The organism is Arthrobacter sp. Hb9-2, assembly GCF_059091165.1.
This window is the reverse complement of record NZ_JBNHGJ010000042.1, coordinates 1-23951: the sequence shown is the minus strand read 5'-3', so window position 1 is coordinate 23951 and position 23951 is coordinate 1. Positions and strand designations below refer to the sequence as shown.

18 protein-coding genes are annotated in these 23951 nt (G+C 66.4%); 11 read left to right on the top strand and 7 right to left on the bottom strand.

Features of this window, described 5'->3' with window-relative positions; genetic code table 11:
- Window positions 1–55: 55 nt before the first annotated feature.
- On the bottom strand, window positions 56–1468 hold the full coding sequence (locus tag AC5RV1_RS18800; RefSeq protein WP_493995598.1) for an MFS transporter: 1413 nt from the start codon (window positions 1466–1468) through the stop codon (window positions 56–58).
- 275 nt (window positions 1469–1743) lie between these two features.
- Here AC5RV1_RS18800 and AC5RV1_RS18795 point away from each other — a divergent pair, with 275 nt between their 5' ends.
- The 3 genes from AC5RV1_RS18795 to AC5RV1_RS18785 are packed head-to-tail and all read left to right on the top strand — an operon-like array spanning window position 1744 to window position 7014.
- Window positions 1744–3216 carry an MFS transporter gene (locus tag AC5RV1_RS18795; RefSeq protein WP_493947382.1) on the top strand — a complete coding sequence of 491 codons (1473 nt, stop codon included), beginning with the start codon at window positions 1744–1746 and terminating at the stop codon, window positions 3214–3216.
- A 1-nt stretch (window position 3217) separates the two neighbouring features.
- Window positions 3218–5458 (top strand): molybdopterin oxidoreductase family protein, encoded by a 2241-nt coding sequence (locus AC5RV1_RS18790; protein ID WP_493995597.1) that lies wholly within the window; start codon window positions 3218–3220, stop codon window positions 5456–5458.
- A complete protein-coding gene (locus AC5RV1_RS18785) occupies window positions 5455–7014 on the top strand; it encodes an FAD-dependent oxidoreductase (RefSeq protein ID WP_493995596.1) in 1560 nt (519 codons plus the stop codon). The genes AC5RV1_RS18790 and AC5RV1_RS18785 overlap by 4 nt, the downstream gene beginning before the upstream one ends.
- Before the next feature lie 41 nt (window positions 7015–7055).
- On the opposite strand, the gene AC5RV1_RS18780 is transcribed toward AC5RV1_RS18785, so the two are convergent.
- From AC5RV1_RS18780 to AC5RV1_RS18770, 3 genes are all read right to left on the bottom strand, one after another.
- A complete protein-coding gene (locus AC5RV1_RS18780; protein WP_493947385.1) occupies window positions 7056–7241 on the bottom strand; it encodes a PspC domain-containing protein in 186 nt (61 codons plus the stop codon).
- Complete coding sequence (locus AC5RV1_RS18775; protein WP_493995595.1) at window positions 7238–7513, bottom strand: hypothetical protein; 276 nt, start codon at window positions 7511–7513, stop codon at window positions 7238–7240. The genes AC5RV1_RS18780 and AC5RV1_RS18775 overlap by 4 nt, the downstream gene beginning before the upstream one ends.
- A 125-nt stretch (window positions 7514–7638) precedes the next feature.
- Window positions 7639–9054 (bottom strand): NAD(P)H-quinone dehydrogenase, encoded by a 1416-nt coding sequence (locus AC5RV1_RS18770; protein ID WP_493995594.1) that lies wholly within the window; start codon window positions 9052–9054, stop codon window positions 7639–7641.
- A gap of 106 nt (window positions 9055–9160) precedes the next feature.
- Here AC5RV1_RS18770 and AC5RV1_RS18765 point away from each other — a divergent pair, with 106 nt between their 5' ends.
- Complete coding sequence (locus tag AC5RV1_RS18765; protein WP_493995593.1) at window positions 9161–9979, top strand: purine-nucleoside phosphorylase; 819 nt, start codon at window positions 9161–9163, stop codon at window positions 9977–9979.
- Between the two features lie 135 nt (window positions 9980–10114).
- Complete coding sequence (locus tag AC5RV1_RS18760) at window positions 10115–11866, top strand: phospho-sugar mutase (RefSeq protein ID WP_493995592.1); 1752 nt, start codon at window positions 10115–10117, stop codon at window positions 11864–11866.
- A gap of 26 nt (window positions 11867–11892) precedes the next feature.
- Here the strand turns inward: AC5RV1_RS18760 and nirD are convergent, their stop codons facing one another.
- On the bottom strand, window positions 11893–12273 hold the full coding sequence (gene nirD, locus AC5RV1_RS18755; protein ID WP_493995591.1) for a nitrite reductase small subunit NirD: 381 nt from the start codon (window positions 12271–12273) through the stop codon (window positions 11893–11895).
- A gap of 270 nt (window positions 12274–12543) precedes the next feature.
- Here nirD and nirB point away from each other — a divergent pair, with 270 nt between their 5' ends.
- The 6 genes from nirB to AC5RV1_RS18725 all read left to right on the top strand — a co-directional run bounded on the left by nirB (window position 12544) and on the right by AC5RV1_RS18725 (window position 19596).
- Window positions 12544–15174, top strand: a complete 2631-nt coding sequence (gene nirB, locus AC5RV1_RS18750; RefSeq protein ID WP_493995590.1) for a nitrite reductase large subunit NirB — start codon at window positions 12544–12546, stop codon at window positions 15172–15174.
- 2 nt (window positions 15175–15176) lie between these two features.
- Entirely contained in the window at window positions 15177–16211 is a 1035-nt protein-coding gene (cobA, locus tag AC5RV1_RS18745) for a uroporphyrinogen-III C-methyltransferase (RefSeq protein WP_493947392.1), read from the top strand.
- 14 nt (window positions 16212–16225) lie between these two features.
- Complete coding sequence (locus AC5RV1_RS18740) at window positions 16226–17374, top strand: uroporphyrinogen-III synthase (protein ID WP_493995589.1); 1149 nt, start codon at window positions 16226–16228, stop codon at window positions 17372–17374.
- A gap of 217 nt (window positions 17375–17591) precedes the next feature.
- Complete coding sequence (locus tag AC5RV1_RS18735; protein ID WP_493995588.1) at window positions 17592–18449, top strand: FAD-dependent oxidoreductase; 858 nt, start codon at window positions 17592–17594, stop codon at window positions 18447–18449.
- A gap of 115 nt (window positions 18450–18564) precedes the next feature.
- Entirely contained in the window at window positions 18565–19281 is a 717-nt protein-coding gene (gene deoC, locus AC5RV1_RS18730) for a deoxyribose-phosphate aldolase (protein WP_493995587.1), read from the top strand.
- Between the two features lie 51 nt (window positions 19282–19332).
- Complete coding sequence (locus AC5RV1_RS18725) at window positions 19333–19596, top strand: hypothetical protein (RefSeq protein WP_493995586.1); 264 nt, start codon at window positions 19333–19335, stop codon at window positions 19594–19596.
- A 66-nt stretch (window positions 19597–19662) separates the two neighbouring features.
- On the opposite strand, the gene AC5RV1_RS18720 is transcribed toward AC5RV1_RS18725, so the two are convergent.
- Window positions 19663–20475 carry a metal-dependent hydrolase gene (locus tag AC5RV1_RS18720; protein WP_493947397.1) on the bottom strand — a complete coding sequence of 271 codons (813 nt, stop codon included), beginning with the start codon at window positions 20473–20475 and terminating at the stop codon, window positions 19663–19665.
- Window positions 20476–20481: 6 nt separating this feature from the next.
- Window positions 20482–23951 (bottom strand): transcription-repair coupling factor (gene mfd, locus AC5RV1_RS18715; RefSeq protein ID WP_493995585.1); only part of this gene is annotated, 3470 nt, incomplete at its 5' end.

Sequence of the window (23951 nt, the reverse complement as noted above, 5' to 3'; positions counted from 1 at the left end):
GCCCGGCGGGTCCGTAGACCACGCCGGGCATGTCTGATCAATCAAGGGCGATATGTCAGGCCACGTTGTTCTCGTAGTCCACGTCGCGGGTTTCCTTGCTCACGAACAGGGCGATGAGGGTCAGCACGGACATGGCGGTCAGGTAAATCCCCACCAGTACCGGGCTGCCGTCCGCCAGTTCCCAAAGCGCCACGGCAATGAACGGAGCCACCGCTGCGCCCAGGATGCTAGAGAAGTTGTAGCTCACAGCCGATCCTGTGTAGCGGACGTTGGTGGGGAACAGCTCCGGCAGCAGCGCACCCATCGGCCCGAAGGTCAGGCCCATCAGGGAGAAGCCGATGACCAGCAGGGCCATGGTGCCAATGAATCCGCCGCTGAACAGCGGGACAAAGAGCAGGCCGAAGACGAAGATCCCGCCCGTGACCGCCAGAAGCATCTTGCGCCGGCCGTACTTCTCAGCCAGCGGTCCGGAGACCAGCGTGAAGATTCCGAAGAACACGACGCCGGCGATCAGCATCCACAGGAAGTCGTTCCGGGAGTAGCCCAGGCCGGGAACGAAGGCAGCCGCGGCGGCCTCGGTCATTGGCTTTCCGGCCTTCTCGGCGGCGGCCCTGGCAGCGTCGAGGCTGGAGGGGCGGGTGCCGTAGGTCAGGGTGAACGTGGTCATCAGGTAGAAGAGCACGTACGTGGCAAGCATGATGAACGTGCCAAGGATCAGCTGGCGCCAGCTCGTCTTGAACACCCGACCCAGGGGCAGCTTAGCCACCTCGTTGGACTCAAGGACCTTGGTGAAGGCCGGGGTTTCGATCAGTTTCAGGCGGACGTAGAGGCCGATGATGACCATAACGGCGCTCAGCAGGAACGGCACGCGCCAGCCCCAGGACTGGAAGTCAGCCGGGGACAGTGCGTAGCTGAAGACCAGGAAAATCACGTTGGCGATGATGAAGCCGATGGGGGCGCCCAACTGCGGGAAGGTGCCGTAGATGGCGCGCTTGTTGGCAGGAGCGTTCTCCGTGGCCAGCAGCGCGGCGCCGCTCCATTCGCCACCCAGGGCCAGGCCCTGGGCGAACCGCATAACCACCAGCAGTGCCGGAGCCCAGAATCCCCAGCCAGGTACCAGCGCGGTGGGCAGGCAGCCGATCAGGAACGTGGCAATACCCATGGTCAGCAGGGATGCCACCAGGGTGCCCTTGCGGCCGAACTTGTCCCCAAAGTGTCCAAAAACGATGGAGCCCAGCGGGCGGGCAATAAATGCCACCCCAAAGACGGCAAAGGAGCTCAGGAGCTGGGTGGTTTCATTTTGGTTGGGGAAGAACAGCTGCGGGAAAACCAGTACGGCCGCCGTCGCATAGACATAGAAGTCGTAGAACTCAACCGTGGTGCCGATCAGGCTGGCGACGATCACGCGGCCGCGTGAGTTCACCGGCTGCGGCGGTCCGGGCACCGTGGAGGTATTGGGGGATGACATAGGTAAACGCTTTCGTGAGAACCGGCCAGGCCGCGCCTTCAGGCCCGGCTCGAAATAGTTAGAGTTCAATATTAGTTCCCGCGGTCCAGTGAATGGACGAAAGGTCCACTATCCGGACATGTGCCGTGCGTCTCACTGTGTGGCCTTCCCCCCTGCCTCACGTCCGTCCCGGGCCGCCGATAGGCAAATGTCACAGCGCGTTAACAAACATCGTCTGTCCGTGAAACGCGGTGTCCCTACCGTGGAGGAACAACATCCCCCGAAGGAGGTACCCCGTGACTGTTGACCGCACCGCTGATGCCGGACCCGGCAATTCCCTTGATCTGGACGAAACCGCAAGGCCCGGAACCGCCGCATCCGCCAGCGCACAGCCCGGCTCTACCCGCACCACAGACGCACCCGTACTTGAATTCCGTCCCGGCCGCTGGATCGCCAACTGGGATGCCGAGAACAAGGAGCAGTGGGAATCCGCAGGCCGCACCATTGCGCGCCGTAACCTCAACTGGTCAATCTTCGCCGAGTTCCTCGGCTTCGTGGTGTGGCAGCTCTGGTCCATCGTGGTGGTCCAGCTGCCCGCTGCAGGCTTCAACTTCTCCACTTCCGAGATTTTCTGGCTGATCTCCATGCCCAGCCTGGTCGGTGCGACCCTACGCATCCCCTACACCTTTATGGTCCCCCGCTTCGGCGGCCGCAACTGGACCATCGTTTCCGCCCTGCTCCTCCTGATCCCCTCCATCGGCCTGGCACTGTGCGTCTCCAACCCGGAAACCCCGTTCGGTGTCATGCTGCTCGTGGCGGCCCTCGCGGGCTTCGGTGGCGGAAACTTCGCCAGCTCCATGGCCAACATCACCTTCTTTTATCCCGCCCGGGAAAAGGGCTGGGCGCTGGGCCTGAACGCCGCCGGCGGCAACATGGGTGCCGCCGTCGCACAGCTCGCTGTCCCGATCGTGATCACCCTGCTGGCCGTAGGCACCGTCAACCTGCCCATGGCCGGCTGGATGTGGGTGCCGTTCATCCTGGTGGCCGCTTTCGGCGCCTGGAAGTTCATGGACAACCTCACCAGCGCCAAGGGTGACATCGCGGGTTCGGTGGCTGCGCTGAAGGAACCACACCTGTGGATCATGGCACTGCTGTACATCGGCACCTTCGGCTCCTTCATCGGCTTCGCCGGCGTGTTCCCCAAGCTCATCAAGGACTACTTCCCGGCTTTCTCCTCGATCGGAGTAGGCACCGTGGCGCTCTCGCTGGCCTTCCTCGGCCCGCTGGTCGGCTCCCTGGCACGGCCGTATGGCGGACGCATGGCCGACAGGATGGGCGGCGCACGCATGACCGTGGCTGCCTTCGCTTCCATGGCCATCATCACCCTCACCATGATCTGGACCCTGCCGCTGAAGAACTTCTGGCTCTTCCTTGTCCTCTTCCTGATGCTCTTCACCGCCAGCGGCTTCGGCAACGGCGCAACCTACCGGATGATCCCCATCATCTTCGCCACCTCCAGCCGGGCCGCGAAGACCGGAGCCAGCACCGTGCAGACCCAGCGGCTCGCGTCCTCCGCCCTCGGCCTCATCTCGGCCATCGGCGCTTACGGCGGCTTTGTCATCCCGCAGGTGCTGAACGCCTCCAACACCGCCAGCGGATCCTACACACCGGCCTTCTACGGATTCGTCGGGGCCTACGTCCTGATGCTGGTTGTCTGCTGGGCCTTCTACATCCGCAACGCCAACCGAAATGCGATGGGACACGTCTAACATGACCAAAAGCGCCGACACGCACTGCCCTTACTGCGCCCTGCAGTGCGCCATGACGCTCACGTCTCCAGCGGAACTGGCCCCGGCTTCCCAGCCGGGGTCAGTCCCCGTGTCAGCACCGCCGGCAGCCGGGAGGCCCGGCCTTGGGGCGCCCGCCAAGGCACTCCTCGAGGTGAGCGGCCGGGACTTTCCCACTAACCGCGGCGGCCTCTGCCGCAAGGGCTGGACCTCCGCCACCCTTTTGAACCACCCGGGCCGGATTACCGAACCACTCCTGAAGGGCGCCGACGGCGTCCACCGCCCCATCAGCTGGGACCAGGCCCTGGACCTTGCGGTGTCCGCCGTTAAGGACGCCCGCGCCCGCTACGGACGGGACTCAGTGGGCGTTTTCGGCGGCGGCGGCCTCACCAACGAAAAGGCCTACATGCTGGGCAAGTTCGCCCGGCTCGCCCTGGGAACCTCTCGCATCGACTACAACGGACGGTTCTGCATGTCCTCGGCTGCGGCCGCCGGGATGCGGGCCTTCGGTGTTGACCGCGGCCTGCCCTTCCCGCTCGAAGCCCTGGACACCGCCAGCACCATCCTGATGCTGGGTTCCAACGTGGCCGAAACCATGCCGCCCTTCGTCCAGCACCTGAAGGGAACGCGCGACGCCGGCGGGCTGGTCGTGGTGGATCCGCGCCGCTCAGCCACGGCTGCCTTTACCGCCGACGGCGGCGGCCTCCACCTCCAGCCCCTCCCTGGAACCGACCTCGCCCTCCTGCTGGGCATCTCCCACGTCGTCATCCACGAGAACCTGATGGACACCACCTTTCTTGAGGAACGCACCTCGGGCTACAGCGCCGTGGCCCGCAGTGTGAACTCCTTCTGGCCGGAACGGGTGCAGTCCATCACCGGCGTCCCGGCTGAACTCATCCGTGAAACCGCACGCCGGCTCGCTGAGGGTGCGCGAAAGGGCGGCAGCTACATCCTCACCGGCCGTGGCGTGGAGCAGCATGTGGACGGCACTGATACCGCCACGGCTGCCATCAACCTCAGCCTCCTGCTCGGCCTGCCCGGATCGGCCCGCAGCGGCTACGGCACCCTCACCGGCCAGGGCAACGGCCAGGGCGGCCGGGAGCACGGCCAGAAGGCGGACCAGCTCCCCGGCTACCGCAAGATCACCGATCCCGCCGCCCGCGCCCACGTAGCCAAGGTGTGGGGCGTTTCGGAAAACCTGATCCCCGGGCCCGGCCTGCCGGCAGTCCAACTGCTTCAGTCACTGGGTAAGCCCGACGGCGTCCGCTGCCTTTTCGTCCACGCCTCCAACATCGCGGTGGCCTCCCCTGACGCCAACGCTGTCATCAACGGCTTGCGCAGCCTGGACTTCCTGATGGTCTGCGACTTCTTTATGTCCGAGACTGCGGCTGAGGCAGACCTCATACTTCCCGTTCTGCAATGGGCAGAGGAGGAAGGCACGCTGACCAACCTCGAAGGCCGCGTCCTCCGCCGCCGCCGCGCCCTCACCCCGCCCGCCGGAGCCCGCAGCGAGCTCTGGATTATGGCACGGCTGGCTGAAGCCCTCGACGCCCCGTCCACGTACAGCGAAGACCCGGAAACAGTGTTCGAGGAACTCCGGCTCGCTTCAGCCGGCGGACTCGCAGACTACTCCGGCATCGACTACGCCATGCTGGACCGCGGCGAAGCGGCCTACTGGCCCTATCCGTCGGGCAGCAAGGGAACCCCAAGGCTATTCCAGGACAAGTTCGCCCACGCCGACGGCAAAGCCGTGATGACCCCGGTGACGCCCCGCCGCCGTCGTACTCCCGCCGGGACCCCCCTTGGGGACGCCACAGCTCCGGCCGCGAAAACCATGACCCTCATCACCGGCCGCCTCCTGGAGCACTACCAGTCCGGCGCGCAGACCCGCCGCGTGGCTGAACTGCTGGAGGCCCGGCCCGAGGCCAAGCTGCAGCTCCATCCTGCCGCCGCGGCCGCCATGGGCATCACCGAAGGCGTCCTCGTCTCGGTGGCCAATGAGCGCGGCGAGGTGCTGTGCCGGGCTGAGCTCAGCACAGCAATCCGCACGGACACGGTCTTCCTGCCGTTCCACTTCCCGGAACTGGAGAGCGCCAACCGTCTCACCGAGGCCGCCACGGACCCCATCTCCGGGATGCCCGAATTCAAGTTCAACAAAGTGTGGGTCCGGCCGGCTGCCACCCCCGTTTCAACCAGCGTGCTTCAAACGACGGAGGCCTCATGAGCGAGCAAGTTGTCATCGTAGGATTCGGACCGGTGGCTGCCCGGCTGGTTGATGAACTCCTGCCTGCCGTCCGCAGCGGCTCCCTGAACCTCACGGTTGTGGGCGCGGAGGCGGAAGCCGCGTACAACCGCGTGCTGGTTGCCGACCTCGGCGTGGGGCGGACCACCGCGGACGCCCTGGCGCTTTCCGACCCCGACGCCCTGGCTGCCGAGGGCGTGGACGTCCGGCTTGGCGTACGGGTCCGCCGCGTGGACCGTGCCAGGCAGCAGGTCCTCCTGTCCGACGGTGCCGTGGCGCACTACGACCGGCTGGTTTTCGCCACCGGTTCGCGTCCGGTGATTCCCAACCTGACCGGCATCAACCCGGATCCCACCTCGCCGGTCCTCCCCGCGGGAGTTACTGCGCTCCGCGACCTCCGTGATGCTCAGGTGCTGCGCCAGGCTGTGGACGGCAGCAAACGGGTGGTGGTCCTGGGCGGCGGCGTGCTCGGGCTGGAGACGGCCATGGCCGCTGCGGAAGAAGGCGCCACCGTCACGGTGGTCCACAACGGGCCCCACCCGCTGGGCCGGAACATCGACCGCGGCGGCGGCGCCGTCCTGGCTGCGAGCCTCCGGCGCTGCGGCGTCCGGATGGCCGGCAACGCACGCTCCACCGGGGTGGAGCACAACGGGACCGACGGCGGGTTCTCGGCCCTGCTGCTTGACGACGGCTCCGCGATCGACGGCGACCTCCTGGTCATCTCGTGCGGCGTCCGTCCCCGGACGGAACTGGCAGAGGGCTGCGGGCTCTCCACCTCCGCCGGGATCCTGGTGGACCACCGGCTGCGGGCCCACCACGAACCGCACATCTTCGCCATCGGCGACTGCGCCGAAGTCCGTTGCCCCGATCCGGACTGCGCGCAGTGCCGGAACGCCAAAGGCCCGTCCGGGCTGGTCGGACCCGGGTGGCGCCAGGCCGAATGGCTGGCCGAGTACCTCACGCTCCTGGCGTCCGCTGCTCCAGAGGCAGCAGAGCTGTTGCCGGAATTGCCGGCCGAGCAGGCCGGCGTCATTGTCCTGAAGGCACGCGGCATGAACATGGCTGTGGCTGGTGACAACACTGCTGAACCGTGGGACGAGGAGATCCTCACGGCCGGTGCCGTCAACGGCCGGCCCCGGCTGCAGATCGCCCAGTGGGCGGACCCGGAACACGGCCGCTATGTGAAGATGACCACCCGCGGCGGCGTCCTGGAGGGCATCGTGGCCGTGGGTATGCCGCGGACCGCGGCCGAGCTGGTCGGCCTGTTTGAACGCGGCGCGGAACTCCCCGCCGACAGGTCGCTGCTGCTCCGCCTCGACGGGCCGGACCAGCTCCCGGGTGCGGCGGCGGATCCCCAAGGAACCGTCTGCCGGTGTGCGGGCATCAGCGGGGCGGCCATCGCGGGCGCGGTGGAGGAAGGCTGCTCAACCGTGGCCGAGGTGTCCAAGGCCACCCGGGCCGGCACTGGCTGCGGCGGCTGCCACGAGGACATCAAGGGGCTGATCGAAAAACATTTTCAGGCGGTCTCAACTTCCTGAATAGCGCCCGGGAGTTGAGCCTGCCGAAATCCCGGAAGTTTCTAGGCCGGTGCCTTCGGGATCAGAATCCAGAGCGCGATGTAAACCAGCTCGCCGATCCCCACCAGGCCAAAGATCACGAAGCCCAGCCGCACCAGGAATTTGGGGAGACCAAACCGGGCGGACAACGCCGCGCAGACTCCGCCGATCATCTTGCCGCTGCGGGGACGTATGAGGGCTGTTGTCATGACCTGTTCCCCGAAGCTTCCGTGCCGGAAGCGCCGTTGGAGCTAAGTTCCCCGTTGGCTACCGCTTCCGCATAGCGGGTAAGGTCCGGTCCGGGCTGGAAGTCGACGAACTGGTCCTTCAGTTGCTCAAAAAGGAACTTGTACACCTCGTCCTTGTCCGCGTTGGACAAAGTGGATGCTGCCTCCCGGACCGCTTCCTGCAGGGCCCTGTCGGCGTCGAGCAGGATTTTCTCCCTTGCCTGCTCATTCCACGTGACGTCTTTCAGTTCCACGAACTTCTCCTTGCGTCGATGGCTGATGCAGGGACGGCCGGGAAATTCACGATGAAGTTCCCGGCCGGTCCTCTAGGGAGTCTATGCAGGTAATACGAGAGCGGTCCAGACTCCCGTGCAGGAACCTACAGGTGGACGTGCAGGCGCCGCGCGGCCTCCGAAATGGATCCGGTCAGGGACGGGTACACGGTGAAGGTGCTGGCAACATCGTCCACGTGCAGCTTTTGCTTGACGGCAATGGAGATCGGGAAGATCAGCTCGGAAGCGTTCGGCCCCACCACCACTCCTCCGATCACTGTGCCCGACCCCTTTCGGGCGAAGATCTTCACAAAGCCGTCCTTGTGGTTGCGCATCTTGGCGCGGGCGTTGCTGCGCAGGGAAAGCTTGACCACATCGCCCTGGTACTTGCCGGAGTCGATCTCCGCCTCGGACACCCCGACGTTGGCAATCTCCGGCGAAGTGAAGATGTTGGACGCCACCTGGTGCAGCTTGAGCGGGGTGACGGTGTCGCCCATAAAGTGGGCAACGGCAATGCGTCCCTGCATGGCCGCCACAGAGGCCAGCGGCAGCACCCCGGTGCAGTCACCCGCGGCGTAAATGTTGGGCGCCGAGGTCCGGGAAACGCCGTCCACCTTGATGTGGCCGCTCTCGCTGAGCGCCACGCCGGCCTCTTCGAGTCCGATGCCGGCGGTGTTGGGAATGGAGCCCAGGCACAGCAGGCAGTGGCTGCCGGTGACCTTGGAGCCGTCGCTGAGGGTGACCACCACGCCGTCGTCCGTCCGTTCCACGGCCTCCGCACGGGAGCGGGACAGGACCCGGACGCCGCGGCGCTCGAACACTTCCTCCAGCACTACTGCGGCGTCCACATCGGAGCCCGGGAGCACCCGGTCGCGGCTGGAAATCAGCGTGACCTTGGAGCCCAGGCCGTTGTACGCGGAGGCAAACTCGGCCCCGGTTACGCCCGAACCCACCACGATTAGGTCCTCGGGCAGCTCATCCAGGTCGTAAATCTGCGTCCAGTTCAGGATCCGGTCGCCGTCCGGGCGGGCGGTGGCGAGCTCGCGCGGATGGGCGCCCACCGCAAGGAGGATGGTGTCCGCCTCGACCGTCTCGGTGCCCTCGGCCGTGAGGACCTCGATGGTGTGGTCATCCAGGAGCCTGCCGGAGCCGGCGAGGATGCGCACGCCCTGCTGGACCAGGCCGTCGTGGATGTCCTTGGACTGGCTGCGCGCCAGGTTGAGGAGGCGGTGATTGATGTGTTTGAGGTCCGCGCGCATCACGGGCACGAAGTCGCCGCCGTCGACGTCGAACTTCACGCCCAGCTCCCCCGCCTCGGCGACGCGGGTCATCAGGTCCGCCGTGGCAATCAGCGTCTTGGACGGGACGACGTCGGTCAGCACGGCTGAGCCGCCCAGACCCGCCCGTTCGATGATCGTGACCTGCGCTCCGAGCGAGGCGGCCACCATGGCGGCTTCGTATCCGCCGGGACCACCTCCCAGGATTGCGATCCGGGGTGAGCTGAAATCTGGATGCGTAGTCACAATCAATCATTCTCCCGCATCCGCAGCCGGACCACCAAAGAAAACGTTCTCTGGCGGATCCGGCCAAAGGGTGGGCGCGCGCGGAGCGGCAGGATAACTTGTACCAGTGAGTACAACAGACTTCCTGAAGACCGATCCCTTTGCTGCCGCACGCGCCGCCGCCGAGTACATTGCCGAGGAAACAGGCGTGGACAGCCACGACGTTGCCCTCGTGCTTGGCTCCGGCTGGGGCGAGGCAGCCGACCTCATCGGCGAAACCACCGCCACCCTGTCCGCCGAGGAGGTGCCCGGCTTCCACGCTCCCGCTGTTGTTGGGCACGTGGGCACCATCCGTTCGGTGCTCACCAAGGAGGGCAAGCGGGCGCTGGTCCTGGGCGCGCGGACCCACTACTACGAGGGCAAGGGCGTCCGTGCCGTCGTGCACGGCATCAGGACGGCGGCAGCTGCCGGCTGCAGCACCCTGGTGCTTACCAATGGCTGCGGCGGGCTGAACGAAAACTGGGCTCCCGGGACGCCGGTGCTGATCAGCGATCACATCAACCTCACCGCCGCCTCACCCCTGGAGGGCGCCACGTTTGTTGACCTGACAGATCTCTACTCCGCCAGGGTTCGTGGACTGGCCCGCGAAGTTGATGCAACCCTGGAGGAGGGTGTCTACGCCCAGTTCCCCGGCCCGCACTACGAGACGCCGGCCGAGGTGCAGTACGCCAAGCGCATCGGGGCCGACCTGGTGGGAATGTCCACGGCTTTGGAGGCCATCGCGGGACGCCACGCCGGGATGGAAGTCTTCGGTATCTCGCTGGTCACTAATCTTGCCGCCGGCATCAGCCCGCAGCCCCTCAGCCACGAGGAAGTCCTTGAGTCAGGACAGGCTGCAGGCCCGCGCATTTCCAAACTCCTTGCCGAAATCATCGCCAAACTCTGATCCGGCGCGAGGCCGCCACGCCCTTGTTGAGCCAGCCAGGCGGCGTGGCTTCAGAAGCAGGGCAGGGGCTGGGATTATGCCGTTTCGACGGCGGGCAGCAAGAGATCGGGAGCCAATGACGATAGCGTTATGCCCATGACGTCCTCCGATGCCGATTCCCGCCTGCTCACCGAAGCCCGCGAATGGGCTGCCCAGGACCCGGACGCGGAAACCTCGGCTTCCCTCCTGGAACTCGTCCGGCTCGTTGGAGAAGGCGCCCCGGCGGCCCGGCAGGAACTCGAAGACAGCTTCCGCGGGACACTGCAGTTCGGCACCGCAGGCTTGCGGGCGGCGCTGGGCCCCGGACCCAACCGGATGAACCGGGTGGTGGTGCGCCGGGCCGCTGCCGGTCTGGCGGACTTCCTCATCAAGGCAGTGGGCGAGGCGTCGCCGGGGACCCGGCCGCGCGCCGTCGTCGGCTATGACGCCCGGTACAACTCGGATATCTTCGCTGAAGAAACCGCCGCCATCTTTACCGCGGCCGGAATAGAAACCTTCCTGATGCCGGCGGCGCTGCCCACTCCCCTGCTGGCTTACGCGGTGCGGGCCCTGGAGTGCGACGGCGGCGTAATGGTCACGGCCAGCCACAACCCGCCGCAGGACAACGGCTACAAGGTGTACCTCGGCCGCCATGCCATCACGGAAAGCGGCAATGGCGCGCAGATCGTGGCGCCTTATGACCAGCGGATCGCGGCCCGCATTAATGCGGTGGGGCCGGTGGAGTCCATTGTTCTTGCCTCCAGCGGCTGGACAGTGCTCGACGGATCCCTGGCCGCGGGTTACGAGCAGGCCACCGCGGCATTGGTCCTTCCGGAGCGCTTCCCCGCCCGTGACCTGCGCATCGTCCTCACGCCGATGCACGGCGTGGGTGGCGAAACCGCGAAGGCGGTGCTGAAGGCGGCCGGCTTCACCGACGTTACCCTCGTGGCCGAGCAGGCCGAACCGGACCCGGACTTTCCCACCGTCAGTTTCCCGAACCCGGAAGAACCCGGAGCGCTTGACCTGGCGCTGGAAACGGCGGAACGGCTCGCTGCTGACATCGTCATTGCCAATGATCCCGACGCCGACAGGGCTGCGGTTGCGGCGAAGGATCCGGATACCGGTGCCTGGCGGATGCTCCGCGGAGACGAAGTTGGCGCGCTGCTGGGAGCCCACATCGCGGCGCGGCTGGCCGCAGCTGACGGTGATGACGGCGGCCGGGACAGCAACGGTGTGTTCGCGAATTCGATCGTGTCGTCACGGCTCCTGGCCCGGATCGCCGCGGCGGCAGGCTACGCGCATGTGGAAACACTGACAGGATTCAAATGGATTTCGCGGGTGCCCGGCCTGCTGTACGGCTATGAGGAAGCCCTGGGCTACTGCGTGGCGCCTGATGTTGTGAAGGACAAGGACGGCATCTCCGCGGCGGTGCTGATCGCGGAACTCGCGGCCGCCGCCAAGGCTGACGGTAAGACCATCTTTGACACCCTGGACGAGCTGTACCTGCAGCACGGCCTGCACGCCAGCGACCAGCTCAGCATCCGGGTGGCGGACCTGGGCCTCCTGGACGCCATGATGAACCGGCTCCGGGTCAGCCCGCCGGAATCCTTCGGGTCATCCGCGGTGGAGGTATTCACGGACCTGGCGGAGGGCAGCGGACAGCTTCCTCCCACCGACGGGCTCCTCTACCTCACAAGGGACCTCACCCGGGTGATCATCCGGCCCAGCGGCACCGAGCCCAAGCTCAAGTGCTACCTCGAAGTGATTCACCACGTAGGTACCGCAGCCGAACTGCCGGAAGCCCGGCTGGCAGCGCGGGCAGCGTTGGACGAGGTGCTGCAAGACGTCAGTGAGGCCCTGGGGCTGTAGCCCCGGGCCCCCGCGCTAAAAACCTTCTAAAGCTCGATCTCGACGAAACCGTCGGTGATCCGGGTGTTGAAGGTTGCAAGGCTCAGGCCCGGGGTACTGAAGCATTCGCCGGTCTCCAGGTCGTAGACCTCTTTGTGCAGCGGTGAAGCGATGGTGGGACGGGCGCCCCGTGATCCGAGGATTCCCCGCGCCATCACGTGGGCGCCGGTGGCCGGGTCCTCGTGTGCCACCGCGAAAACTTCGTTGGGTCCGGTGCGGAAGAGTGCGATCTGTCGTCCCCCGATGAGGGCTGCTTCGCCCCAGGCCGGTTCCAGGTCATCCACCAGGCAGACGCGGTGCCAGCCGGCGCCGGTTACGGCCTCGTCGATGCCGGCTGCGAGTGCCCCAAGTTCCAGTGTTGCCGTCATGTCGGCCCCTCTCCCTGTGCGTGTAGTCCTTGCGATTGGCTGCCTCTGCGGCCGTTTTCCACGCTAGGCTCCCGGTGTTTCAACGGGGTGCAGTGAATGTGTCCAGCGCGTAAAAGACACCTCACGCCGCCGGAAACGCGTTCGTGATGCAGAAGTTAAGTTGACGAAACAATTGGGAAACTGAAGCGAAACTGCGTCTCCCTAGTCTGGATGGACAGCTCGACAGAGAAGGCTGCAGGAACACACTGCGGCCCATGCGAAAGGCCCACAGTGACCGAACAGACTTCAAGCACAGAGACTCCGCGCCGCATTGTCGTCGCCGGCGGCGGCCCCGCGGCCCACCGTTTTGCGGACGCAATGCATGCCCGTGGCCTCGATGGTTGGCATGTCACGGTCCTCACTGAGGAAGCCCACCTCCCCTACGACCGCGTGGCACTCAGCAAGGCCCTGACGGAAATGGACTACGACCTCACTCTCGGCGAGGCGAGCATGTGGGACCACGAGGCCATGTCCCTGAGGACCGGCGAGCGCGTCATCAAGATCAACCACGAAGCCAAGTACGTGGAGACCGCGGCGGGCAACGTCTTCGAATACGACGAACTTGTTGTCGCGACCGGTTCGAATGCCGCCCGCCTGCCGATCCCCGGCGCCGAGCACACACACGTCTACCGGACGCTGGAAGATGTCTGGGCCATCAACAAGGCCATTGCCGAACTCACCGGGAAGCTCGGACGCAAGGTCAACGCGGTCACCATCGGTGGCGGCCTTCTCGGGCTCGAGTCCGCGGCCGGCACGGAACAGCTGGGGGCCAACCCCATCGTCATCGACGGTTCCCAGTGGCTGATGGCCACCCAGCTCGACGAAGGCGCGGGCCAGGCAATGGGCCGGCTCATCAAGGCCAAGGGCTTCGAAGTCCACGGCGGCGTCTTCCCGTCGGAAGTCTTGACCCACGACGACGGACAGGTCACCGGCGTCCTGATGGCTGACGGCCGCGTCATCGACGCAGACCTCGTCATCGTCGCCATCGGCGTCCGCCCGCGCGACGAACTGTTCCGGGCGGCCGAAGGCGAGGAGCAGCTGTTCAGCCTCGGCCAGCGCGGCGGCGTGGTCATCAACGACTACTGCGCCACGGAAGTACCCGGCATCTGGGCCATCGGTGAAGTGGCAAACTACGGAGGCATGTGCCTGGGCCTGGTGGCCCCCGCCAACACCATGGCCGAGATCGTGGCCGACCGCCTGCACGGCGGCGACGCCACCTTCCCCGGCTTTGACACCGCTACGAAGCTGAAACTCTCCGGGGTGGACGTCGCCAGCTTCGGTGACGCCTTCGCCAAGACCGAGCACGCCCTGGAAATTGTCTACGCCGACCCCGCCCGCGGCGTTTACCAGAAGATCGTCACCACCGACGATGCCAAGACCCTCCTGGGCGGCATCTTCGTGGGCGACGCTTCACCGTACATGAGCCTGCGTCCGCTGCTGGGCCGCGAACTTCCCGCCGAGCCGGGTGCGTTCCTCAGTGCCGCGGGCGGCGGTGAAGCCCCCGAAACCGAGCTGCCGGACGATGCCACCCTCTGCTCCTGCAACAACGTCACCGCTGGCAGCATCCGCGACGCCATTAATGGCTGCGGTGCCTGCGAGGGCAACGCCCCGGTGCAGGAACTGGGCGAGCTGAAGGGCTGCACCCGGGCCGGCACCCAGTGCGGCTCCTGCGTTCCCATGCTCAAGAAGCTGCTGGAAACCGAGCTGACCAAGTCCGGCGTCGAGGTCTCCAAGGCCCTCTGCGAGCACATCGAACTGTCCCGCCAGGAACTCTTCGACGCCATCCGCGTCCTGGAGCTGACCTCCTTCGAGGAGATCATGGCCAAGTACGGCACTGGCGCGGGTTGCGACATCTGCAAGCCGACCATCGCCAACATCCTGGCCAGCCAGAACAGCGCGTACGTCCTTGACGCCGGCCGCGGAACCCTGCAGGACACGAACGACCGCGCCCTGGCCAACATGCAGAAGGACGGCACCTACTCGGTGGTCCCCCGCATCGCCGGCGGCGAGATCACCCCCAAGAAGCTGGGTGTCATCGCAGCCGTCGCCGAGAAGTACAACCTCTACACCAAGATCACCGGCGGCCAGCGGATCGACATGTTCGGGGCCCGCCTGGAGCAGTTGCCGGAGATCTGGAAGGAACTGGTGGACGCCGGCTTCGAATCCGGCCAGGCATACGGCAAGAGCCTGCGCACCGTGAAGTCCTGCGTCGGTTCCACCTGGTGCCGCTTCGGCGTCCAGGACTCGGTGGCCATGGCCATCCAGCTGGAACTGCGCTACCGCGGCCTCCGGAGCCCGCACAAGCTCAAGATGGGCGTCTCCGGCTGCGCCCGTGAATGCGCGGAGGCCCGCGGCAAGGACGTCGGCGTGATCGCCACCGCCGATGGCTGGAACCTGTACGTCGGCGGCAACGGCGGTGCCACCCCGGCCCACGCCCAGCTCCTCGCCAAGGACCTGGACGATGAGACGCTGATCAAGTACATCGACCGCTACTTCATGTACTACATCCGCACCGCGGACCGCCTGCAGCGCACCGCCCGCTGGCAGGAAGAGCTCGACGGCGGCATCAAGCATGTTGAGGACGTGGTGGTCAAGGACACCCTGGGCATCGCCGAGGACCTCGAGGCGGCCATGGCGAAGCACGTGGACACCTACATCGACGAGTGGGCGGACACCCTCAAGGACCCCGAGCGCCTGCGCCGGTTCCGCTCCTTTGTCAACGCCCCCGACCAGAAGGACGACTCCATCACCTTCGTCCCGGACGAGCGCGGCCAGATGCGCCCGGCTACTCCCGAGGAGAAGGGGAAGGTCCTGATCGGGGCTTCCATTCCCGTCCGGCCCACCAGCGAGAACGAGGTATAGGCATGCAGCTCAGCATTGATCTCACCGGCCGCGAGGTCCTGGTCACCGGCTCTGACCACGCCGCACGCCAGGCGGTCCGCCGCTACGAAGCCGCCGGCGCCGTCGTCTACCGCCTCAGCACCCCGCAGGGTGCCGGCCACGATGGCCCGCTCCCCGAGCGTCCCTTCCTGGTCGCCGCGGTCGACGACGGCCAGCCGGGCTGGGAGGCCCTGCTGGGCAGGTGCCGGGAAACCGGGATTCCGGTCGCCGCCGAACCGGCGGCCGGACCAGTGGGCCACGTCACCCTCGTGGGTGGCGGCCCTGGAACAGCCGAGTTGCTCACCGTCGGTGCCGTCAACGCCCTCCGTGACGCCGACGTTGTCTTTTATGACCGCCTGGCCCCGTGCCAGGAGCTGGCGTCCCTGACCTCGGCCGAGCTGGTGGATGTGGGCAAGAAGCCCGGGCACCACAAAGTCAGCCAGGGCGACATCGAAAAGCTGATGGTGGAAAGTGCCCTCGCAGGCAACAACGTGGTCCGGCTCAAGGGCGGTGACCCTTACGTCTTTGGCCGCGGCGGCGAGGAAGTCGCTTCCTGCGTTGCTGCCGGGGTGCCCGTACGCGTTATCTCCGGCGTCACGAGTGCCATCTCCGTTCCGGCGGCCGCCGGAATCCCGGTCACGCACCGGGAAGTCAGCCACATGTTCACCGTGGTCTCCGGGCACGCCCCGCTGACCGAAAAGGAGCACGGCCACCTGGCCGGCCTGGGCGGGACCATCGTTGTCCTGATGGGCATCGGCACCCTCCACCAGCTCGCGGCCGGACTCCGCCGGGCAGGGATGCGCGCCGATATGCCCATGGCCGTTGTTGAACGCGGTTACCGGCCGGGGCAGCGCACCACTATCGCGGATCTTGGCACCATCACCACCGCAGCCGCCGGCTGCAGCAACCCGGCTGTGCTGGTCATCGGTGAGGTGGTTCGGGTGGCGGAAGCCAACCGCGGGCACGCTGAGGCCGCCGCCGACCTGGACAGGCTGGCGGCCTCGCTGCTGGGCTCGTGAAAGGATTGACCTCCATGACTGCACTTGCACCGGCCGAAACCCCGCAGGTTGAAGAAGCGCGCGACGCCACAGAAGCTCCGCTGGAGGGTTTCCGCATCGGTGTCACCTCGCACCGGCGCTCCCAGGACCTGATCGAGGCCCTGGAACGCCGCGGCGCGGAGGTGCTGCACGCTCCCGCACTGAAAATCGCTCCCGTGCAGGAGGACATGCGCCTTATCGAGGACACAAGGGCCATCATCGCGGCCAAGCCGGACCTCTGCATCGCCACCACCGCCTACGGCATGCGCCGCTGGTGTGAAGCCGCCGACTCCTTCGGAATCGGCGACGAACTGCTGGAAACCCTGGGTGCCTGCCGGATGTTCGTGCGCGGCCCCAAAGCCCGCGGCGCGGTACGCGCGGCAGGGCTTGCCGACGTCGGAATCAGCAGCGACGAGACCACCGCAACACTGGTGGACATGCTGCTCACCGAGGGCGTCCGGGGTAAGACCGTCGCCGTGCAGCTGCACGGCTACACCGATGTCCGGCAGCTGGAGCGCCTGCGCATGTCCGGCGCTACCGTCCTGACGGTCACGCCCTACCGCTGGGTGAAGCCCGACGGCGCGGACAGGCTTCCCCGCCTCATCGAGGCCGCGTGCAGCGGAAACCTGGACGTCCTGACCTTCACCAGTGCGCCCGCCGTCGACGCCATGTGGAGCACTGCCCATGAGATGGGTGTCTACAAACAGCTGATCGAAAGCCTGAAGACCAACGTCACTACCGCAGTGGTGGGGCCGGTCACGGCGCAGCCCCTGCTCGATGCCGGGGTGACGCCCCTGGTTCCGGAACGGTTCCGGATGGGCGCGCTCATCCGGCTTGTATGTGAGCACCTCGCCCTGAACCACGTCCGGCGGCTGGATACCAGGTCCGGCAACATCGAACTGCGTGGACGAAGCCTGCGCATTGACGGCCAGCCCGTGGAACTGGCCCCCGCCCCGCTGCTGCTGCTCCGGGCACTGCTTGGCGCCGGGGGTGCCGTCCTGTCCCGCGAATCGCTGTCCGAACTGCTGGAACTGCGCGGATCGGTGCACGCCCTGGACATGACCGTCAGCCGGCTCCGTTCCTCACTGCCGGACGGACGGCTGGTGGAGACGGTGGTCAAACGGGGCTACCGCATCCGCGTCTAGCTGTACCTGCATCCAGCTGTGCGGCGGCCGCAAATGTGTCCGTTGCCCGACGGATGAGAAGCACGTCACAGGTTCTGTTACCGGCCGGTAAACACTGGCGAACACAGGGCCGCTAAACGGCAACTGCAGGGAAACACGCCGGAAAAAGCAACGGCCTACGCTGGGTTCCATCACGAAGTTCCGGCCGTTTCACGGCCGCCAGCGAAAGGGCCAGCACATGTCCGCTCCGGCACCCTCCACCTCCACTGCTCCCACCACCCGCATCGTCATCGCGGGAGCTGGTCCGGCCGCGCAGGCTCTCGTCAGCCAGCTTGACCGCGCCCGGTTCACCGGCACCATCACCGTGCTGAGCAACCGGGACGACACACCGGAGGAACTGCTGGAGCTGGCGCTGCTCCCCCGGGTCTCCGTCCGCTTCGGCCAGCCCGCCAGCCACATCGACGCGGAAAACCGCACCGTCGCCACGGCGGACGGCATGGAATTCAGCTACGACCAGCTGGTCATCGCCACCGGATCAACACCGGTGGCCAGCCCGGTGGAGGGCGCCAGCCGCTGCCTTAGCTACTCCACCATTGATGACGCTGCCCGCGTCGGCGAAGCCGTCAGTGAAGTCACGAGGGAACTTGGCAGGCGCCCGCTGGGGATCCTCGTGGGCACAGGTGCTGCTGCCGGCCAGGCTGAAGCAGTGCTCCGCGCCAGGGGCGTACGCCCCATCCGCACCACCGCCCGGCCGGCCGCCGTTATGCCCCACGCTTCATCGTCAGGCTTCGCGGCTTCCGGCGTGGTCTTCGAAGACGGCAGCAGCATGTACGGCGACCTGGTGGTCCTGGCCGAGGAGCGGGTGTCCCGGGACGGGCTCGCCGCCAGCGCCGGCCTGCGGACTGCGCCCACCGGCGGGATTGTCATCAACCAGGACTTCCGGACGTCCGTCCCCGGCATCTGGGCCATCGGTGACGCGGCGGCATTCGACGGCGTCCGCCTGGGCCTGCTGGTTGCTGCCGCTTCCGCGGCGGGAGCCTGCGCCACCCAGCTGCTCACGGCTTCTGCTCCTGCCGCTTTGCCGGCCGCTGCCTGACGGGCGTCGGCCGGAGGAGGGCGCCCGGCCGGGCTTCCTGCTGTGGCAAGATGGTTCCCGAAACGAGTCATGGGCGTTACAACGCCCGGCCCACGGGCCCCTGGAGAGGACCATCATGAGCAACGAAGCCACCCCTTCCGTTGAAACTGCAGCCGCAGGTTCCGGCAGCATAGCGTCCCTTATCGACCACACGCTGCTGAAACCCGAAGCAGGAGAGGCTGACGTCCTCAAGGTTTGTGCGGAAGCGGCCGAATACCACTTCAAATCGGTGTGCGTTAATCCCATTTGGGTGAAAACAGTCAAGAAGGCCCTCAAGGGGACCGGCGTCCTTACCTGTTCCGTGGTGGGCTTCCCGCTGGGTGCCACCCCCACCGACGTCAAGACCTTTGAAGCCCGCGGTGCGGTGCTGGATGGTGCTGACGAGGTGGACATGGTTATCAACATTGCTGCTGCCAGGGCCGGAGACAAGGGTGCCCTGGTTGAGGACATCTCTGCGGTGGCGGAGGCTGTCCACGCCAGCGGCGCGATCCTCAAGGTCATCATCGAAACAGCGCTGCTCGACGACGCACGGAAGGTTCTTGCCTGTGAGGCCGCGGTGGAGGCCGGGGCTGATTTTGTGAAGACCTCAACAGGCTTCAACGGAGGCGGTGCCACTGCAGAGGACATCGCCCTGTTGCGCCGTACTGTGGGCCCCGACCTCGGCGTGAAGGCCTCCGGCGGTGTGCGTTCCCTCGAGGATGCGCAGGCTATGATTGCTGCAGGTGCAACACGTATTGGTGCCAGCTCCGGAATTGCCATCGTCAAGGGTGAACAGGGTTCATCCTCCTACTGACAGCAGCCGAAGTCGCCACAGATTGAGGCCCCCGCGGCCAAGGAGGAATGAATGTCCAGCAAGATCACGGCTTCCAACCAGGGCCCCGCGTCTCACGAAGGGTCGCTCCAGACCCCCCAGAATGAGAACAAGCTGGTCACCAGTGTCATTCTTTTTGTGGTCTGCATGGCCTTGTTCCTGGGCGCCATCTACTCGCTGTCCTTCCTCACGCTCGGCAACCCGTGGCCGATGGCCGTCTGCATCGGGCTCTTCGGCCTGACCTACTGGATCCCGCAGACCATCCTCGGCCGCTCCGACTCCGCCGGCGAGCACTAAGAACCGCAAATTACAGAAGAGACCCCTTGGACAACGTCCAAGGGGTCTCTTCGCGTCCACGGCGTTTCAGAACCACATCCGGGTCCAGGCCTCCGCAGCGGCCGCAACCCTGGTCCATTGGCCCTGGGCTATGGACCACCCGGCCACGCACAGCCCCACCATCGCGTAAGCACTGACCGGGATCAGCAGCAGCCATTCACGCTTAGATCCTGCACGGCCCAGCAACGGCAGGGAGAGCGCGCCGTTGGGACGCCAGACCTGGCGCAGCAGCGGCACCTTGCGCAGGAGTTTGGGCGGCCGGATGACGATCGGCCACAGCAGCGGCACGCCTCCGGTGGTAATCAGGTCCCCCACTATATGGACCACCACGCCGGTCAGCATCGAGACCGGAAGCCACGTCCACTGGTCTGGTGCGAACCAAGTGACGAGTCCGGCCATCACCAGCCCGAAAATCCAATTTGTGAGGAACCCGGACTTGGGGAAAAGCTTGAGCGCCTTGGCTGCGATGTTGATCATGAACATGCACAGCAGCCCCGCCCCCACGGAGAGCAGCCCCCAGTCCGTCTGCAGCTGGAGCTGCCCGGCCAGGGTGGCCAGCAGCACAAAGAATGCCGCCCCGAGCACGGAGTGGGTGCCCTGCCGGTGCCCGCCGCTGGCGTTCTCGATCCCGACGGCGATCACATTGGACAGCGGCGGCAGGGAATTCGCCACGGTGCTGTGCCGATGGTCCCAGTCGCACACCAGGGCGGTTCCCGCCGTCGCCATCCCGCCGATCAGGATCCCGGTGGCGTCCAGCGGGTACCAACCGAGCGTGTACGGCCCCGTCGAGGCAATAGCTACCCACGCCGCGGCTCCTGACGCGGCGTGGTGTCCTCCCATCAAGTCCTAACGGCTTACTGCCGGAGCGGCGAGTGGGGCGTCCGAGAAGATGTTGCGGATGACGCCGTTGGCCCATTCGAGGATCTCCGCGTCCTGCAGGTCCCGGCCGCCGATCTTGGCGGTCTTGGGTTTTGGGATCAGCACGGCATCGAGGGCCGGCTTGGACTGGGACCCCGGGTACATCCGGTTCAGGCGCATGACCTTGGACTCGGGAAGGGTGGCGGGCGAGAACTTGATGAAGTTGCCCTGCAGGGCCACGTCCGACAGTCCGGCTTCCCGGGCACCGACGCGGAAGCGGGCCACGGACACCAGGTTCTGGGCCGGCAGCGGCGGCTCGCCGTACCGGTCCACGAGCTCGGCCAGGACTTCATCGATCGCCTCGTTCGTAATGGCGGAGGCAAGCTTGCGGTAGGCCTCCAGGCGCAGCCGCTCCCCCGGCACGTAGTCGTGCGGCAGGTGGGCATTAACCGGGAGTTCGATCTTCATGTCGGCGGCCTTCTCCTCGGCCTCACCGCGGAAGTCTGCCACCGCCTCGCCCACCAGGCGGATGTAAAGGTCGAAGCCCACGCCCTGAATGTGCCCGGACTGCTCGCCGCCCAGCAGGTTGCCGGCGCCGCGGATTTCCAGGTCCTTCATGGCCAGCTGCATGCCCGCGCCGAGCTCGTTGTGGGTGGCCACGGCCTTAAGCCGTTCGAGCGCCACCTCGCCCAGCGGCTTCTCGGACGGGTAGAGGAAGTAGGCGTAGGCCCGTTCACGGCCGCGGCCCACGCGGCCACGGAGCTGGTGCAGCTGGGACAGGCCGTACTTGTCCGCGCCGTCCACGATCAGGGTATTGGCGTTCGATATGTCCAGCCCGGTTTCGATGATGGTGGTGCACACCAGCACGTCAAAACGCTTCTCCCAGAAGTCCACGATGATTTGCTCCAGGCGGCTTTCGGACATCTGGCCGTGGGCCACCTCCACCCGTGCTTCCGGCACCAGTTCACGGATCTTGGCCGCGGTGCGCTCAATGGTGGACACCCGGTTGTGGACCAGGAACACCTGGCCTTCGCGCATCAGTTCGCGCCGGATGGCAGCGGAAGCCTGCTTGTCTGTGTACGGGCCAACGTACGTCAGGACGGGGTGGCGTTCCTCGGGCGGCGTGGCAAGCGTGGACGTCTCCCGGATGCCGGTAAGGGACATCTCCAGCGTGCGGGGAATGGGGGTGGCGCTCATGGCCAGCACGTCCACGTTGGTGCGCATCTTCTTGAGCGCTTCCTTGTGCTCCACACCGAAACGCTGCTCCTCGTCCACGATCACCAGGCCCAGGTCCTTGAATTCAAAGTCCTTGGACAGCAGCCGGTGGGTACCGATGACGACGTCGACCGTCCCGTTCTTGACGCCCTCCGCCGTCTCCTTCGCTTCCTTGCCCGCCTGGAAGCGGGACAAAGGCTTCACGCGCAGGGGGAAGCCCGAGAACCGCTCGGTGAAGGTTTCATAGTGCTGCTGGGCCAGCAGGGTGGTGGGGACGAGCACCGCCACCTGTTTGCCGTCCTGAACCGCCTTGAAGGCGGCGCGCACGGCGATCTCTGTCTTGCCGTAGCCCACGTCGCCGGAAACCAGCCGGTCCATGGGGATCTCACGTTCCATGTCCGCCTTGACCTCGTTGATGGTGGTCAGCTGGTCCGGCGTCTCCACGTATGGGAAGGCTTCCTCGAGTTCGCGTTGCCATGGGGTGTCCGGCCCAAAGGCGTGTCCGCGCGATGCCATCCGGGCCGAGTACAGCCGGATCAATTCCCCGGCGATCTCCTTGACGGCTTTCCGGGCCTTGGACTTGGTGCTCGCCCAGTCGGCACCGCCCATCTTGCTCAGCACGGGAGTGTCGCCGCCGACATACCGCGTCACCTGGTCCAGTTGGTCGGTGGGGACGAACAGCCGGTCCCCGGGCGCGCCGCGCTTGGACGGGGCGTATTCCAGAACCAAGTACTCTCGCACACCATCACCACCGCCGGCGACTTTTCTCTGGATCAACTCGACAAAGCGGCCAATGCCGTGCTGCTCATGCACCACGTGGTCCCCCGCCACCAGCTGCAGCGGATCCACCGCGTTGCGGCGCTTGGATGGCATGCGGCGCATGTCCTTGGTGGATCCCGCCGACGTCCGGCCCAGCAGGTCAGCTTCCGTCAGCAGGCCCAGCTTCAGCCCGTCCAGGACAAAGCCGCGTCCGACGGCGGCAGTGGTCACTTCGATGATGCCTGCCTGGGGCTCGTGGTCCAGGCTGTCCACCCGGGCACACGGAATGTCGTTCTCATGGAACAGCTCCGCCAGCCGCTGGGCAGGCCCGGGACCTTCGGTGGCCACAACAATCCGCCACTGGTCCCGGACATGCGAGCCGATGAAGTCCATCATCTCCGCCACGTCGCCTTGGTAGCCCCGGGGTTCCCGCGCATGCAGGTTCAGTACGTCAATCTCGGGCAACAGCTCCTCGTCCTGGGCGAGCGAGGTGATGGACCACCAGGAAACCCGGTGCTCCAGGGAGGAGCTGCGCGTTTCGGTCAGCGACCGGAAGCTGGCGGAATGGAGCGCAGCACTTGCCTGCGAGCTCAGGTCCAACGGGGCAGTTCCGCCGTCCGAGGCAGTGGACCAGGCAGCCTCGAGGAATTCCTCATTGGTGGCAGCGAGGTCGTGGGCACGGGTACGGACCTTCTCCGGCTCGATGATCACAGAGATGGAACCCCCAGGCAGCTGCTCCACAAATGGAACCATCGAGTCCACCAGCACCGGGGCCAGGGACTCCATGCCCTCCACGGTGATGCCGCCGGCGATCTTTTCCAGCATGTCCGCCGCCGCGGGAAGCTGGGACTTGAGGGTGGCTGCCCGCGACATCACTGAAGGGGTGATGAGGATTTCCCGGCACGGCGGGGCGTGCAGCTCCGTGGGGTGATGGAGCCCTGGTGAGGACAGCGAGCGCTGGTCGGCGACGGCGAACCAGCGCATCTGGTCCACTTCGTCACCGAAGAATTCAACCCGGATGGGGTGGTCCTCCGTGGGTGGAAAGACGTCGATGATGCCGCCGCGGACCGCGAACTCCCCGCGGTGCGTCACCATGTCCACGCGGGCGTACGCGGCGTCTGCCAGGTTCCGCACCACCTCGGTGAAGGGCATCTCCTGGCCTACCTTTAACGTGACCGGAACCAGCTCACCCAAGCCGGCCACCACGGGCTGGACCACGGCGCGGACTGGCGCCACCACAACACGGAGCGGTCCCGCCGTCGAGGTTTCCGGGTGCGCAAGGCGGCGCAGCACGGAGAGGCGGCGGCCCACGGTGTCCGAGCGCGGGGAGAGCCGTTCGTGCGGGAGTGTTTCCCAGCTGGGGAACTCTGCCACGGCGTCGGCGGGGAGATAGGCCCGCAGCGCGGCGGTCAGGTCCTCTGCCTCCCGGCCGGTAGCGGTGACGACCAGTACCACGCCCGGGCCGCCGTCGTCGTGCCCGTTGT